The following is a 14,487-nucleotide window of genomic DNA, read 5'->3' on the forward strand; positions in this document are numbered from 1 at the left end:
CGGTAAATCGCCGGGGAGCGGCAACCGCTTTAGCTTCGAAGGAGGACAATAACGAAATGAAATTTCAAAAAATACTGATTGCGAACCGTGGAGAGATCGCGGTACGCATTATTCGTGCCTGTCGTGAGCTCGGTATTTCGACAGTTGCGGTTTATTCGGAAGCGGACAAGGATTCTCTGCATGTACGTCTTGCAGACGAAGCCTATTGTATTGGGCCTACGTTGTCCAAAGACAGCTATCTCAATTTCACCAACCTGATGAGTGTGGCGACATTGACGGAATGTGACGCAATACACCCTGGTTATGGATTCCTTGCGGAGAACGCCGATTTTGCGGAAATTTGTGATTCCTGCAACATCACCTTTATCGGTCCTTCCCCTGAAGCCATAACCAAGATGGGTGACAAAGCTGTCGCCAAGCAAACGATGAAGGACGCGGGCGTTCCTGTTATTCCGGGATCCGACGGTCTTGTCGAAAGCATGGAAGAAGCGATCATGCTTGGCCGGGATATTGGCTACCCTGTTATTATCAAAGCTACTGCAGGTGGCGGAGGTAAGGGGATTCGTATCGCGGAAGATGAAGAAGCCCTGATCAAACAGATTACGGCTGCTCAGCAGGAAGCGCAAAAGGCTTTTGGCAACGGCGGGGTGTACCTAGAGAAATTCCTAACAGGCATGAAACACGTCGAGATTCAGATCATTGCCGACAAGCATGGGAACGCAGTCCACCTTGGCGAGCGTGATTGTTCTGTTCAACGCCGTCGTCAGAAGCTGGTCGAAGAAGCACCTTGTCCAGTGCTGAATGAGGAAGTACGTACACGGATGGGCGAGGCTGCGGTTCGTGCAGCACTGGCTGTGGATTATTCCGGTGCAGGAACACTTGAGTTTTTGCTCAGCCCTAACGGAGAATTCTATTTCATGGAAATGAATACCCGTATTCAAGTGGAACATCCTGTTACCGAAATGGTGACAGGCGTGGATTTGATACGCGAGATGATCTCAGTAGCTGAAGGCAACCCGCTGTCATTCCGTCAGGAAGATGTTGTCATCAACGGATGGTCGATCGAATGCCGTATCAATGCTGAAGATCCGGATCGCAATTTTATGCCTTCACCAGGTAAAATTGGTTTTTATCTTGCACCAGGTGGTCCAGGGGTCCGCGTGGATAGCGCAGCTTATCCGGGCTACACGATTTCTCCGTTTTATGACTCCATGATCGCTAAGTTGATTGTGTGGGGTGCGAACAGGGAAGAGGCGATTGCCAAAATGAAACGTGCACTCGCTGAGTTTGCGATTGAAGGCATCTCTACCACGATTCCTTTCCATCAGAAATTGCTGGAACATCCAACATTCATTCGGGGCGATTTTGATATTAAATTCCTCGAGGAAAACGAGATTTAACAAGCATATTGGGCTTGTTTGTCATAATCTAGCCCAAATGATATAGTATGTAATAATAAGAGCGCATGTCTCCTGCAAGGGATAAGCCCACACTTTTCGTGGTGAAGTTTGCTTGCAGGGGTTCCGGAATTTCCCGGGCCGGCAGGGTGTCCAAAGCCATCAAGCCTGTAGGACAGCGCCCTGACGGATGGCCGCAAACTTATTACGCGAAAGGTGTGTTGAACAGTTATGAGTACACTACCGACAGAATTTGAACGAACGGATATCGGTGAAATCCAGATCGCACCTGAAGTCATTGAAGTAATCGCTGGGCTGGCTACGGTTGAAGTTAAAGGAGTAGCAGGCATGAGCGGTGGTTTCGCGGGTGGATTTGCTGAATTGCTTGGTCGCAAAAACCTCTCCAAAGGCGTTAAAGTGGAAGTGGGCCAACGCGAGGCTGCAGTGGATGTATCGGTTATCATCGAGTATGGTTATCGTCTTCCCCAAGTGGCTACTGAAATCCAACAAAATGTTAAACGCTCCATTGAGAATATGACTGGATTGAATGTGAACGAGGTTAACGTGCATATTCATGACGTTCAGTTCAAAAGCACTGAAAAAGTGGAAGAGATTGACCTGAACAGTCAGCGTGTAAAATAAAAGAAGACAGATTCCCCCGGCATGACTGCCGGGGGTTATCCCGTCTTGGACATGTCTTCATTTTCCATTGGGACATATGGATAGAACGTGTTGACATGATATGTATGTGTTCAGGTTACAGCAACGTTAGTGAGCAAGGGAGGCTGTGCAGTTCGTGGCGAAAATACTGGATCGGCTTCTGTTGTTTATATACAGCATAAGCGTTGGAGCAATATCGGCAGTTGTCATTCTACTCATTAGTGGAGTACTGCCTTACGAATTGAATTACCAGCAGGAACAGAACGTCATTGTTGCAGCCGTTGTTGCAGCTGCGATTTTGTTTATCCTGAGTTTGCGTTTTTTTTACATCTCGGTACGGCGTGGGCGGGCTTCGTTGCCATCTGTAGATCAGCGTACGGAATACGGTGATGTGCAGATCTCAATGGAGACCATTGAAAATCTCTGCCTGAAAGCAACTTCCCGCTTCCGGGGAGTACGCGATGTTAAGGCACGTATTCGTGTGGTTGAGTCAGGATTGGAGATAATGATCCGTGCAGTGGTCGATGGCGAGACGCCAATTCCAACGCTGAGTTCGGATTTGCAAAAGGCCATACATGATCATGTACACGAGATTACGGGGATCCCGGTTTCGAATGTAACCGTGTATGTTGCCAATGTTACCCAGTCGCCTAACTACAAGAGTCGAGTGGAATGAGGTGAGTTTCACTGATGCTGTGGAGAGAGATTTGGGATAGTCACAGAGGCCGGATAACCGGAATTGTGGGCGGCATCTTTTTTGGATTTCTTTATTTGTTTACCGGGTTTTGGGATATGTTGTTCTTTGCACTTTTGGTGTTCATCGGTTATACATTAGGCAGACGAAGCGATTCGAAGCTGGGCTTGTTCATTCCCTGGAGGGAATGGGGACAATGGCTCGGAGAGCGCTGGCGTCCGTTTAAGTGAGCCACCTGAACCCTGCAATATGTTTCTTCCGAAAAGAGCTTAGTTTAATATGCCCGTTTTTTGGAGGAAACGTACTGCAGGTTTTTTTGTGAAAAGGGATAACAATAACCATATCGTAAAGGCCACTTCGATTAGCATCACAAACATGATGCGTGGATGGTTCTTTTATTTTAAAATAAGCATGATGACGCTCGAATGAGCGCTGCAGGAGGCAGGACATGAAAAGACGTTTGGCAAGGGAAATTGCGGTACAAAGTCTGTATCAGATGGAAATGAATGAAGTGGGTGCAGCTGAAGCTGTAAATATGCTGATTAACGAAGCGGCCGAGGAAAATGAAACGGAAGTCGTTATTCACGATGCAGATGTAATGCGCAGTTATGTAACGGAAATTGTTCAAGGAACATGGAATCACAAGGAAGCCATCGACGGATTGCTGGTGGATTATCTCAAGGGCTGGCAAATTAGCCGTCTATCTCGGGTAGACCGTCAGATCTTGCGGCTGGCCGCATATGAAATGGTGTTTCGGGAAGACGTTCCGGCGAAAGTATCGGTCAACGAAGCGATTGAACTGTCCAAGCATTTTGGTACAGAAGAATCCGGGAAGTTTGTTAACGGTGTGCTTGGACGCATGATCCAGGAAGTTGACACGATCAAAGCGAAATTGTCCTAAATAGCGAGTTACTTATTAAATGTTCACATAAGGGAGAGAGAGTACAATGACAGCATCTATTATTAACGGTAAAGAAGTGTCCCAGGAGATCCGCGCAGGCATAACTGAAGAAGTGAAGCAGCTTAGCGAACAGGGGGTTGTGCCTGGTCTGGCTGTTGTGCTCGTCGGGGAAGATCCGGCATCCCAAGTCTATGTGCGAAATAAGGAAAAAGCTTGTCACGATCTCGGTTTTTACTCCGAAGTACATCGTCTGGATGCAGATACGTCCCAAGAGGACTTGCTGGCTCTGGTGGACAAGCTGAACAATCAGAGCTCGATCAACGGGATTCTCGTTCAGCTCCCATTACCGAAGCATATTGAGGAGAAAGCTGTTATTGATGCAATAGCGGTTGAAAAAGATGTGGACGGTTTCCATCCGGTCAATGTGGGTAACCTTGTGATCGGCGATGACAGTTTGCTGCCATGTACACCTGCTGGAGTGATTGAACTGATCAAGCGGACAGGATTGGAAATGTCAGGTAAGCATGCTGTTGTGATCGGACGCAGCAATATTGTGGGCAAGCCGGTATCTTTGCTGCTTCAACGTGAGAATGCAACTGTAACAATGTGTCATTCACGTACGGCAAACATGAAAGAAATTACGCGTCAAGCCGACATATTGGTCGTAGCAATCGGTCGTGCAAACTTCGTGGATGCCGATTATGTGAAACCGGGTGCTGTAGTCATCGATGTGGGTATGAACCGTTTGGACAATGGTAAATTGGCGGGAGACGTGGATTTTGAAAGTGTGAAGGAAGTTTCCGGTCCTATTACTCCAGTTCCGGGTGGCGTTGGACCAATGACGATCACCATGCTGATGCAAAATACACTGATCGCTGCCAAACGCGCTCACGGATTGGCCTAGGTACATTTGTGGCAGATCGGCAGATCTACTCCATCAAAGACCTGAATCGGTATATCCGAATGAAATTGGAATCCGATCAGGTCCTGTCGGACGTCTGGCTGCGTGGGGAGATATCCAACTTCACACATCACTCTAGCGGCCATATGTATTTTACATTGAAGGATAAGGACAGCCGGATTAAGGCTATTATGTTCGCGTCCCATAATCAGCGATTGCCCTTTGTGCCAAAGGAGGGTGCAAGGGTTATTGCTCGTGGAAATGTATCGGTTTATGAGCGGGACGGTCAATATCAATTTTACGCTACTCAGATGCAGCCTGACGGAATCGGAAGCCTCTATCTGGCTTATGAGCAATTGAAAAAGAAGCTCGAGGATGAGGGGCTTTTCTCTTCGTCCAGGAAACGTGCTATTCCGAGGTATCCCAAAACGATCGGTGTAGTTACGTCTCCTACAGGAGCAGCTGTACGGGATATCATGATAACATTGCAGCGCAGATACCCTTCTGCGAAAGTTCTTCTATATCCTGTTCTGGTTCAGGGTAAAGGCGCAGCACCTTCGATCGTAAAAGCCATTCGCAACCTGAATCTCCTTGGTGAAGCGGACGTGCTGATTGTAGGCCGGGGCGGGGGATCACTGGAGGAACTGTGGGCTTTTAATGAAGAGATGGTCGCAAGAGCCATTGTTGATTCAGATATCCCAGTGATCTCTGCAGTCGGACACGAAACCGATTTTACCATTGCAGACTTTGCTGCAGACTTGCGGGCTGCGACGCCAACAGCGGCTGCTGAACTGGCTGTGCCAAACCGTGCAGAGCTGCTTGACCAGATTGCGCTAAGACAGCGTCAGCTACAGCATAGTCTACGTCAACGGGCTGCACATAACCGTGAACGACTTGCAAGATTACAGCGTTCGCCGGTACTTGTTCACCCAAGACGGACATTGATGCAGCATACAGAACGATTGGACATGCTGCAACAGCGGCTTTTGAGGACAGTAGATACACGAATGAAATGGACCGCGGAGAAACAGGAGCGTCTTCGTGCTGCTCTGCAGCGGTTTAATCCGCGCGAACAGGTGAATACGGCTCAACGGGAAAATGCCGCAGCGCGGCGTCAGCTTGAACTTGCGATGAGGTCTATCGTCAGATCGAAGCAGCAGCAATGGAAATCTTCCGTGCGCCACCTCGATGCTCTAAGCCCGCTAAAAGTCATGTCTCGGGGATATAGTCTGGTGTATGACGAGCAGGAGCAAAGACTGATCAAATCGTTGAAGGAAGTGCAGCCTGGAGATTCAATTAAGATTAAATTAACAGACGGACAGCTGGACTGTCAGGTTTGGGGAATGAAGGAGGATGACAACATCCATGGCGAATGAACCGGAACTGAATTTTGAAGAGGCAATGGCGGCACTTGAAGATATCGTAGCTCAGCTGGAACATGGGGATGTTCCATTAGAACAGGCCATTGATCTGTTTCAGCGAGGAATGAAACTCTCCCAGTTATGTGGAATCAAGCTGGAACAAGTGGAACGCAAGATTGAAATGATCGTAGAAGAAGATGGGGAACTTCGGAAGAAGCCGTTCGGTGCTTCGGAAGTTGAGAGCGGTGAAGGCAATGAGTAGTCGTCCTTCCTTTGAACAGTATCTCCAACAGACTACAGATGAGGTTACGGAAGCTTTAAAAGAGATTCTCCCAGTTCACTGGGATGTGCCTCAATCCCTGCGTGATGCGATGCAGTACTCACTTATGGCTGGAGGCAAGCGCCTCCGTCCTCTTCTGGTCGTCGCTGCGGCGGAAGCCCTCGGAGCACAGCGTGCAGCTTCGCTACCGGTAGCCTGCGCCGTGGAAATGGTACACACCTATTCTCTTATCCACGATGACCTGCCTGCAATGGATAATGATGACTATCGTCGGGGAAAATTAACGAATCACAAGGTTTACGGTGAAGCCACCGCGATTCTTGCAGGGGATGCTTTGTTGACTCATGCGTTCTATAGTGTGGTGCAAGCAGGCCGCAAGAACGGTGTGCCAGCAGAAGCTTTGCTTTCTATTGTGGAGGATCTTTCCGAATTGGCTGGTGCCCGTGGCATGGTTGGTGGGCAAGTGGCCGATATGGAAGGTGAGCAAGGGATGACGGATCTGGAACAACTGCAGTACATTCATTTGCATAAAACCGGTGATTTGATCGTGTTCTCATTGCTGGCTGGTGCCCGTATTGGTGGTGCAACAGAAGGACAGCTTGATGCACTGCGTGTATTCGGACGTGATCTTGGTCTTGCTTTTCAGATTCAGGACGATATCCTTGATCTGACTGGGGATGAGCAAAAAATGGGCAAGAAAACCCAAAGTGATGTAAATCAGCAAAAGGTGACTTATCCATTTTTCATAGGTATGGAAGCGTCTCAAGAACAGGTGAAGTCCTTGACCCAATCTGCAAAAGAGGCTCTTGGCAGAGCTGACTTGTCAGATTCATCGCGGTTGATGGAGATCGCAGATTATTTAATGCGCAGAGATCATTAGTCTAAAAAGTAAATGAAACTGCCCTGCGGCTGTTTCGTAAGATTTAGATCGGTGTAATAATGTTAATGTGCTTTTTGCACGGTGATTACATTTGACATAACGGATACATAATAATGGTTCAATTCACTTGTCTTGCTGGCGAAAAAGCTCGCAATCTGGAGTATGAAGCCGTAAATTATGATTCCTGTTCTTTTATGTTATAATGATTTAATGTTATTTAATAAAATTCAGTTTGAAAAGTGTTATCCAATTAATCAAACAATCTAGGAAAGCGGGGAGATTCTCGTGCTGCTTCCACAAATTAAACAACCCAGTGATCTAAAATCGATGTCTCCGGATGATCTTGTTTTATTATCCGCAGAGATTCGGCAATTTCTGATTGAGAAATTGTCCGTAACGGGGGGGCATCTGGCACCGAATTTAGGCGTGGTTGAGCTCACGGTAGCCCTGCACTACTGTTATAACAGTCCCGTAGACAAAATGATTTACGATGTAGGGCATCAAGCGTATGTGCATAAAATTCTTACTGGACGCATGGACCGTTTTGATACATTGCGTCAGCACAATGGATTGTGCGGGTTCGTCAAGCGTAATGAGAGCGAGCATGATGTATGGGAGGCTGGACACAGTAGTACATCTTTGTCTGCTGCCATGGGTATGGCTCTTGCACGTGATTTGAAGGGTGAAGATAATCAGGTTATTGCCATGATTGGTGATGGAGCTCTTACAGGTGGTATGGCCTTTGAGGCACTTAATCATATTGGTCATGAGCAGAAAAAACTGATGGTCATTTTGAATGATAATGAAATGTCCATTGCACCCAATGTTGGGGCGATGCATAAATATTTAAGCAAAATCCGTTCCGATCGCCATTATCTTAAAGCCAAGGATGATGTGGAAGGAATGCTCAAAAAGATTCCTGCCATTGGAGACCGTTTGGCTAAATCGGCAAGCTGGATTAAGGATAGCGTCAAATATATGATGGTTCCAGGTGTTTTGTTTGAAGAACTCGGCTTCACTTATTTGGGACCTATCGATGGACATGACATTCCCAAATTAATTGAGACGTTCAAGCAAGCGGATAACGTGGAGGGACCCGTTCTCGTTCATGTTCTAACAACCAAGGGTAAGGGATACCAGCCAGCTGAGGCAGATTCACACAAATGGCATGGTATCTCTCCTTATAAAATAGAATCCGGTCAGGTGCTCAAGGCAGTTGGCAAACCAATGTACACCGAAATATTCGGTCAGACACTCGTTGAACTTGCGAAAGAAGACCAGCGTATTGTTGCTGTAACGCCTGCTATGCCGACAGGATCGGGGCTTATTCCATTTAGCAAGGAATTCCCGGACCGCATGATTGATGTAGGGATTGCAGAGCAGCATGCGGCAACCATGTGTGCTGCACTGGCCATGGAAGGCCTGAAGCCTGTCTTTGCTGTATATTCTACGTTTATGCAGCGGGCTTATGATCAGATCGTGCATGATATCTGCCGTCATAATGCCAATGTGATCTTTGCCATTGACCGTGCGGGGTTTGTTGGACCTGATGGAGAGACGCATCAAGGCGTGTATGATGTGGCGTTTATGAGACATATTCCTAACATTGTACTTATGATGCCGAAGGATGAGAATGAACTGCGTCACATGATGAAAACGGCACTTGATTACAATGAAGGACCTATTGCTTACCGGTATCCTCGAAACAATGTGGTAGGCGTTCCAATGGATGAGCAGCTCGTACCGATTCCAATCGGTACTTGGGAACAGCTGCGCCCATCTGAAGGTTATGCCATTATCGCTTCGGGTTCCATGGTTCAAGTTGCTGAAGAAGCAGCTGAAACCGTGAAAAAGGAAGGCATTACAGTCGGAGTGATCAATGCACGTTTCCTCAAGCCACTGGATGAGCAAATGCTTCGTGATCTCGCGATTCGTGGTACCAAACTGATTGTGCTTGAAGAAGCTTCTCAAGCAGGCAGTATGGGCAGCGCGGTGCTTGAGTTCTATGCTGAACAGGGTCTGCATGATGTACATGTTGATCTTATGGGGATTCCGGATCGATTCATTGAACATGGCAGCATCAATGAACAACGGGCTGAAGTTGGGCTTACGGTAGATAACGTATGTGTGCAGCTGCGCAGTTTGGCAGCTCAAACCTCTTACGGCATGTCCAGAACCCGCTTTCCTTCTTGATCAATGGATTGCTTTACCTATATAAATGAATTAACTATATGATAGGAGAAAGACATGTCACTCCCGAAAGAACGAATTGATGTTCTACTGGTCGAGCAGGGTTATTATGAAAGTCGTGAGAAGGCAAAAGCGGCAATCATGGCTGGACTGGTGTATGCCAACAATGAACGAATAGAAAAGGCAGGCATGAAAATACCACGGGAAGCTGAACTAAAGGTTAAAGGCTCGGTGCATCCTTATGTGGGGCGGGGTGGATTGAAGCTTGAAAAAGCAATTAAACACTTCGTCCTTGACATGAACGGCCTGGTCATGCTTGATATTGGTTCCTCAACGGGTGGATTTACGGATTGTGCATTACAACATGGAGCATCGCATGTATATGCCATTGATGTAGGTTACAATCAGCTGGACTGGTCGTTACGCAATGATGACCGGGTTACCGTGATGGAAAGAACCAATTTTCGATATGTGACGCCTGAGGATTTAATTGGACCTGAGCCAAACTTTGCCAGCATTGATGTATCCTTCATATCGCTGCGTATTATACTGCCGCCCTTGCTTGCTCTCCTGAAGCAGCCGGCAGATATTGTAGCATTGATCAAGCCTCAATTTGAGGCAGGACGTGAGAAGGTAGGTAAGTCTGGTGTGGTTCGGGATCCAAAAGTACACAAGGAAGTACTGGAAACCATGCTTCACTTCGCGAATGAACTTGGTTTAAAACTTCGGGGCTTAACCTTCTCGCCTATTACCGGTGGAGAGGGCAATATCGAATTTCTCGCTCATTGGCGTCTGGAAGAACCGGATGCATCACAACAAGAGAAGGATCTGGCTTCACTCGATGCACTTGCCCAGCAAGTTGCTATGGAAGCCGCACATACTTTTACGGGAAACTCATCATAGGATGAGTTTCTTTTCGCTGGAAAGGTGATCCTATTAACAGGAGATCGACTGCCGGACCTCGAATAAGTCTTCGAGGTGAACGATGATGAATGGGCAATCCGACACAATCGTTATTGGTGTACTTGCTGTCATTTTAATCATATGGCTCTTTTACGGTTTGCGTAATTGGCTGAATCGACCGGTACCGGTAAGTTTGTCAGGCATGCAGCTGAATTCCGACATACCGCATTCCCCGGTTGTTGATCTGCTTGAAGCAGAGGGGTATGAAGTCATCGGAGGCAAAATGAAAATACCGCTCGCCTTTGAGGTCAATGAATCCGTTTTTTATAGTCGGCTGTTTGTTGATTATGTTGCCGAGCGTGATGAGATCAGATATTTGGTCAAGACGTCAAGGCGTAGACAGCCGGTGGAATTCACAGGTCCTGCCATACGGGATCGCTTTTTGTACTATTTATTGTTGTATCCAGGTTGTGAAGGTATATTGTACGTGGATACGGAAGAATCCAGCGTGAAGATCATCCGTTTGATGGATTATGAGGAAGATGTATATGATGGGGATGATCTAAGCTAGGGAATCAATGGTAACTATTTAAACTGGAGGCATGTATGAAAGGACAACGACACATTAAGATACGTGAAATTATTAGTCAGAATGAAATAGAAACCCAGGATGATCTGGTTGAAGCGCTGCGTCAAGCCGGTTTTCAGGTGACACAGGCCACGGTATCCCGTGATATTAAAGAATTGCTGTTGATCAAAATTCCAATGGATGATGGTCGTTACAAGTACTCACTGCCAACAGACCAACGGTATAATCCAATCCAGAAGTTGAAACGGGCATTAGTGGATAACTTTCTCCATATTGACCACACCAATAATCTGGTTGTAATGAAATGTCTGCCAGGAACGGCAAACTCCATTGCGGCCTTGCTGGACAATATTGAATGGACTGAAGTTATGGGTACAATCTGTGGTGACGATACGATTCTCATCATTTGCCGTACTGAAGAAAATAGCGTGACGGTTATCGATCGAATTATGGGTTACATTTCTTAAAATCCGATTTTAAACATAATTGCTGAGTTTGTCATCCGGAGGTGCTTTGGCCGATGCTAGTTACATTATCGATTCGTAATCTGGCTGTTGTAGAAGAAGTGGATGTAGTATTTCACGCAGGATTTCATGTGTTATCAGGGGAAACAGGTGCAGGTAAATCAATCATTATAGATGCGCTCGGTTTGATCGCAGGTGGCCGGAGTTCGGCCGATCTGATCCGTTACGGTTGTGACAAAGCGGAGATGGAAGCCCTGTTCGAGATGGAACAGGGTCATCCGGTGTGGGAAACACTGGAGAAGCTTGGGATTCATTGTGAACCTGAAGAACACCTCGTGATTAGACGGGAGCTGAATACACAGGGTAAGAGCACATCCCGCATCAATGGTCAGTTGGTCAATCTGACGATGCTGCGAGAAGTGGGAGAAAAACTGATTAATATTCATGGTCAGCACGAGCACCAAAGTTTGCTGCGTGCTGAAAGCCATCTGGGCTTACTGGATACCTACGGAGCAGCTGTCATTGGTCCAGTAAAGTCGGAATATCAGGAAAGGTACAGCCGGTTCATTACTGCTGAGAAAGAACTGCGTGCCCTTCAGGAGTCAAGTCAGCGTGCATATCAGCTGCTGGATATGTATCGTTTTCAACTGGAGGAGATTGCTGCTGCCGGGTTAACAAGCGGTGAAGATGAATTACTTGGAGAGGAACGGGTCAAGCTATCCCATAGTGAGAAAATGATGGACAGTGTTGCCGGTGCATATGATCTGCTCAGTGGTCAGCGCGGACTCGAGGCAGTAAGCATTGCCCTCTCCCGGATAGAAGATATCTCTGGTTACGATAGCAAAGGACTGCAGCCAATCGTAGAACAGCTGCAGTCGGCCTTTTATCAATTAGAGGATGCGACATTCCAGTTAAGGGATTACCGTGAGAAGATCGAGTTTAACCCCGGTCGACTGGAGGAGGTTGAGCAGCGCTTAAACTTGATTTCTGGTCTAAGACGGAAGTACGGGGACAGTGTTGACCTTATTTTGAATTATTATGAACAGATTAGCCATGAAACAGACCAGCTGGAAAACAAGGACGAGCGCCTGGAGAAACTGCGTGCTGAGCGTGACAAGCTCCTGGTGCTGGTGATGGATTCTGCAGAGGATCTGAGCCGGGTACGCAAGCAGTGTGCCGATGAACTCGCTGCTCAGGTGGAGAGTGAGCTGAAGGATCTTCAAATGGAGCGTACAACGCTTCGTGTACAAATAACGCCATCAGAAGATCCGAAGGGGATTGAATGGAACGGGCGCAGGCTCCGGCTGAGTCGTCAGGGAGCGGACAATGCCGAATTTCTCATCTCGCCGAATCCGGGCGAACCGCTGCGCCCATTAGGTAAAATTGCATCAGGTGGTGAGTTATCCCGAATGATGCTTGCCATGAAGAGTATTTTTGCGCGTCACGATCGAATTCCAGTCCTTATATTTGACGAGGTTGACACAGGAGTTAGCGGACGAGCAGCACAATCGATTGCAGAGAAACTGTTCCGTTTATCCTCAACCTGCCAAGTATTTTCGATTACACACTTGCCACAAGTCGCCTGTATGGCAGATCACCAGTATCTCATTGAAAAACATGTCGTTGACGGGCGTACAATGACGCAGGTGGAATCGCTGTCAAACGAGGGCAGAGTGAAGGAATTGGCACGTATGCTCGGTGGTGTTGAAATTACAGAAAAAACATTGCATCATGCACAGGAAATGCTGAATTTGGCGGAAGCCAAAAAAGGAGGAAACGAGCGACCGGCGTAATGATTGACAGTAATAAAAGCCTGGGGGCAAGGTTATCTTATAGGTACGCAATTGGCGACCACCTTTCGTCAAGCGAAAGAAGCAAAGGGAGTGTGACAGCCATTGAATTCCCCCCTCAGGAAGAAATTGCTAGGTCTTTTATTTGCCTTCTTTCTATGTGTAATCAGCCAGGCCATTCAGCCTGTGCAGAGTTATGCCTCCTTACCTGACGAATTACAGGTATTTGCAGGCAGGCAAGCAGATGTACGACTCGCTGTACCGGCTTCTTCCAGCGCCGTTGTAGACCGACCGGATATTGTTGGTTTAGATGGACAGGAGCAAGCAGTGCATGTCACGAAGCAGCAACCATTGCATCTTCATCCTCAGCAGACAGGGCAAGCGAAATTAACCTTGAAGCTGTGGGGCAAAATTCCGGTCAAAACGGTTAATGTGAACGTGATTCCGGATTTGCGAGTTGTACCCGGGGGTCAAACCATTGGCGTAAAAGTAAAGTCCGCTGGGATTTTGGTTGTAGGTCATCACTTGGTCCATGCTGAAGGAGACCAAAGAGTCTCTCCAGGAGAAACAGCAGGCATTAAACTTGGGGATCTGATAACCCATATGAATGGCAAACGTCTGGATGGTGTTGCAGGCGTTGCTGAAGCTGTAGAGCAAGCAGGAAAAAGTAAAAAAGGGATCGATGTGGTATTGCAACGTGGGAAGGAAACCGTTAAAACACGACTCACACCAGCATACGATGCCGAGGATCAGGCCTGGAGGCTTGGATTGTACATTCGTGATTCTGCGGCTGGCGTAGGTACTTTAACGTTCTACGCACCAGACCAAGGCGTGTATGGAGCTTTGGGGCATGTGATTACGGATATGAATACTCAAACATCCATTGTTGTTGGCAGTGGACAGATTGTCCAGTCAAATGTGACGTCTATATCCAAAAGTGAATCCGGAGATCCGGGTGAAAAACGCGCACATTTTCTTAAGGAAAGCAAAATATTAGGCAATATTGAACGTAATACGGCTTTTGGCATATTCGGTAAGATGTCCGACAATCCCGATCACAGTTTATACACCAAAGGAATTCCTGTCGCTTTCTCACATGAAGTGAAGGAAGGACCGGCAGAAATTTTGACTGTTGTCGATGGTCAGCAGGTTGAACGTTTCGCCATCGATATTGTCCATGTGGCCGATCAATCGGAGCCTGCAACCAAAGGTCTTGTGCTTCGCATTACAGATCCTAAGCTGCTTGATAAAACGGGTGGGATCGTTCAGGGAATGAGCGGCAGCCCAATCGTTCAGAATGGCAAGCTTATTGGCGCTGTGACACATGTGTTTGTTAATGACCCTAAATCAGGTTACGGGTGTTTCATCGAGTGGATGTTACAGGATGCCGGCGTGATGATCAAAAAGGAAAAAGCAAAAAATCTTAAGGCCGGTTAAACCGCCTTAAGATTTTTTGTCGAATGGAAAAGATAATTAT

The 14,487-nt window shown here is 47.2% G+C and carries 15 protein-coding genes; all 15 read left to right on the forward strand.

Features of this window, described 5'->3' with window-relative positions; all coding sequences use genetic code 11:
- Positions 1 to 56 precede the first annotated feature (56 nt).
- The 15 genes from accC to spoIVB all read left to right on the forward strand — a co-directional run bounded on the left by accC (position 57) and on the right by spoIVB (position 14,447).
- Complete coding sequence (gene accC / locus AC3WQ3_RS04665; protein ID WP_095359280.1) at positions 57 to 1,400, forward strand: acetyl-CoA carboxylase biotin carboxylase subunit; 1,344 nt, start codon at positions 57 to 59, stop codon at positions 1,398 to 1,400.
- A 228-nt stretch (positions 1,401 to 1,628) separates the two neighbouring features.
- The gene (locus AC3WQ3_RS04670) at positions 1,629 to 2,039 is read left to right on the forward strand and encodes an Asp23/Gls24 family envelope stress response protein (RefSeq protein WP_024630996.1); all 411 of its coding nucleotides are present in this window, start codon (positions 1,629 to 1,631) and stop codon (positions 2,037 to 2,039) included.
- Between the two features lie 154 nt (positions 2,040 to 2,193).
- Entirely contained in the window at positions 2,194 to 2,733 is a 540-nt protein-coding gene (gene amaP / locus AC3WQ3_RS04675; protein ID WP_095290430.1) for an alkaline shock response membrane anchor protein AmaP, read from the forward strand.
- Between the two features lie 14 nt (positions 2,734 to 2,747).
- Positions 2,748 to 2,981, forward strand: a complete 234-nt coding sequence (locus tag AC3WQ3_RS04680) for a DUF2273 domain-containing protein (protein WP_095290432.1) — start codon at positions 2,748 to 2,750, stop codon at positions 2,979 to 2,981.
- Between the two features lie 218 nt (positions 2,982 to 3,199).
- Complete coding sequence (gene nusB / locus AC3WQ3_RS04685; protein ID WP_336780692.1) at positions 3,200 to 3,652, forward strand: transcription antitermination factor NusB; 453 nt, start codon at positions 3,200 to 3,202, stop codon at positions 3,650 to 3,652.
- A 46-nt stretch (positions 3,653 to 3,698) separates the two neighbouring features.
- Positions 3,699 to 4,556 (forward strand): bifunctional methylenetetrahydrofolate dehydrogenase/methenyltetrahydrofolate cyclohydrolase FolD, encoded by an 858-nt coding sequence (gene folD / locus AC3WQ3_RS04690; protein WP_127537934.1) that lies wholly within the window; start codon positions 3,699 to 3,701, stop codon positions 4,554 to 4,556.
- An 8-nt stretch (positions 4,557 to 4,564) separates the two neighbouring features.
- Positions 4,565 to 5,929 (forward strand): exodeoxyribonuclease VII large subunit, encoded by a 1,365-nt coding sequence (gene xseA / locus AC3WQ3_RS04695; protein ID WP_336780693.1) that lies wholly within the window; start codon positions 4,565 to 4,567, stop codon positions 5,927 to 5,929.
- Positions 5,919 to 6,176 (forward strand): exodeoxyribonuclease VII small subunit, encoded by a 258-nt coding sequence (gene xseB, locus AC3WQ3_RS04700; RefSeq protein WP_095290439.1) that lies wholly within the window; start codon positions 5,919 to 5,921, stop codon positions 6,174 to 6,176. The genes xseA and xseB overlap by 11 nt, the downstream gene beginning before the upstream one ends.
- On the forward strand, positions 6,169 to 7,074 hold the full coding sequence (locus tag AC3WQ3_RS04705) for a polyprenyl synthetase family protein (RefSeq protein ID WP_492471575.1): 906 nt from the start codon (positions 6,169 to 6,171) through the stop codon (positions 7,072 to 7,074). The genes xseB and AC3WQ3_RS04705 overlap by 8 nt, the downstream gene beginning before the upstream one ends.
- Before the next feature lie 285 nt (positions 7,075 to 7,359).
- Complete coding sequence (dxs, locus tag AC3WQ3_RS04710) at positions 7,360 to 9,267, forward strand: 1-deoxy-D-xylulose-5-phosphate synthase (RefSeq protein WP_492471563.1); 1,908 nt, start codon at positions 7,360 to 7,362, stop codon at positions 9,265 to 9,267.
- A 54-nt stretch (positions 9,268 to 9,321) separates the two neighbouring features.
- Positions 9,322 to 10,167: a TlyA family RNA methyltransferase gene (locus AC3WQ3_RS04715; protein ID WP_492471564.1), complete on the forward strand. Its 846-nt coding sequence runs from the start codon at positions 9,322 to 9,324 to the stop codon at positions 10,165 to 10,167.
- 85 nt (positions 10,168 to 10,252) lie between these two features.
- Positions 10,253 to 10,738, forward strand: a complete 486-nt coding sequence (locus AC3WQ3_RS04720) for a hypothetical protein (protein ID WP_127537937.1) — start codon at positions 10,253 to 10,255, stop codon at positions 10,736 to 10,738.
- Between the two features lie 35 nt (positions 10,739 to 10,773).
- Positions 10,774 to 11,223: a transcriptional regulator AhrC/ArgR gene (ahrC, locus tag AC3WQ3_RS04725; protein WP_336780696.1), complete on the forward strand. Its 450-nt coding sequence runs from the start codon at positions 10,774 to 10,776 to the stop codon at positions 11,221 to 11,223.
- A gap of 53 nt (positions 11,224 to 11,276) precedes the next feature.
- On the forward strand, positions 11,277 to 13,013 hold the full coding sequence (gene recN / locus AC3WQ3_RS04730) for a DNA repair protein RecN (RefSeq protein ID WP_153979279.1): 1,737 nt from the start codon (positions 11,277 to 11,279) through the stop codon (positions 13,011 to 13,013).
- Between the two features lie 102 nt (positions 13,014 to 13,115).
- A complete protein-coding gene (gene spoIVB, locus AC3WQ3_RS04735) occupies positions 13,116 to 14,447 on the forward strand; it encodes a SpoIVB peptidase (RefSeq protein ID WP_336780698.1) in 1,332 nt (443 codons plus the stop codon).
- Positions 14,448 to 14,487 lie beyond the last annotated feature (40 nt).

Source organism: Paenibacillus sp. FW104-T2, from assembly GCF_058789975.1.

What these genes read in the sequence shown, in the direction of transcription:
- accC (WP_095359280.1), top strand. Translation starts at nt 57, where the DNA reads ATGAAATTTCAAAAAATACTGATTGCGAACCGTGGAGAGATCGCGGTA.
- AC3WQ3_RS04670 (WP_024630996.1), top strand. Translation starts at nt 1,629, where the DNA reads ATGAGTACACTACCGACAGAATTTGAACGAACGGATATCGGTGAAATC.
- AC3WQ3_RS04680 (WP_095290432.1), top strand. Translation starts at nt 2,748, where the DNA reads ATGCTGTGGAGAGAGATTTGGGATAGTCACAGAGGCCGGATAACCGGA.
- nusB (WP_336780692.1), top strand. Translation starts at nt 3,200, where the DNA reads ATGAAAAGACGTTTGGCAAGGGAAATTGCGGTACAAAGTCTGTATCAG.
- folD (WP_127537934.1), top strand. Translation starts at nt 3,699, where the DNA reads ATGACAGCATCTATTATTAACGGTAAAGAAGTGTCCCAGGAGATCCGC.
- xseB (WP_095290439.1), top strand. Translation starts at nt 5,919, where the DNA reads ATGGCGAATGAACCGGAACTGAATTTTGAAGAGGCAATGGCGGCACTT.
- AC3WQ3_RS04705 (WP_492471575.1), top strand. Translation starts at nt 6,169, where the DNA reads ATGAGTAGTCGTCCTTCCTTTGAACAGTATCTCCAACAGACTACAGAT.
- AC3WQ3_RS04715 (WP_492471564.1), top strand. Translation starts at nt 9,322, where the DNA reads ATGTCACTCCCGAAAGAACGAATTGATGTTCTACTGGTCGAGCAGGGT.
- AC3WQ3_RS04720 (WP_127537937.1), top strand. Translation starts at nt 10,253, where the DNA reads ATGAATGGGCAATCCGACACAATCGTTATTGGTGTACTTGCTGTCATT.
- ahrC (WP_336780696.1), top strand. Translation starts at nt 10,774, where the DNA reads ATGAAAGGACAACGACACATTAAGATACGTGAAATTATTAGTCAGAAT.
- recN (WP_153979279.1), top strand. Translation starts at nt 11,277, where the DNA reads ATGCTAGTTACATTATCGATTCGTAATCTGGCTGTTGTAGAAGAAGTG.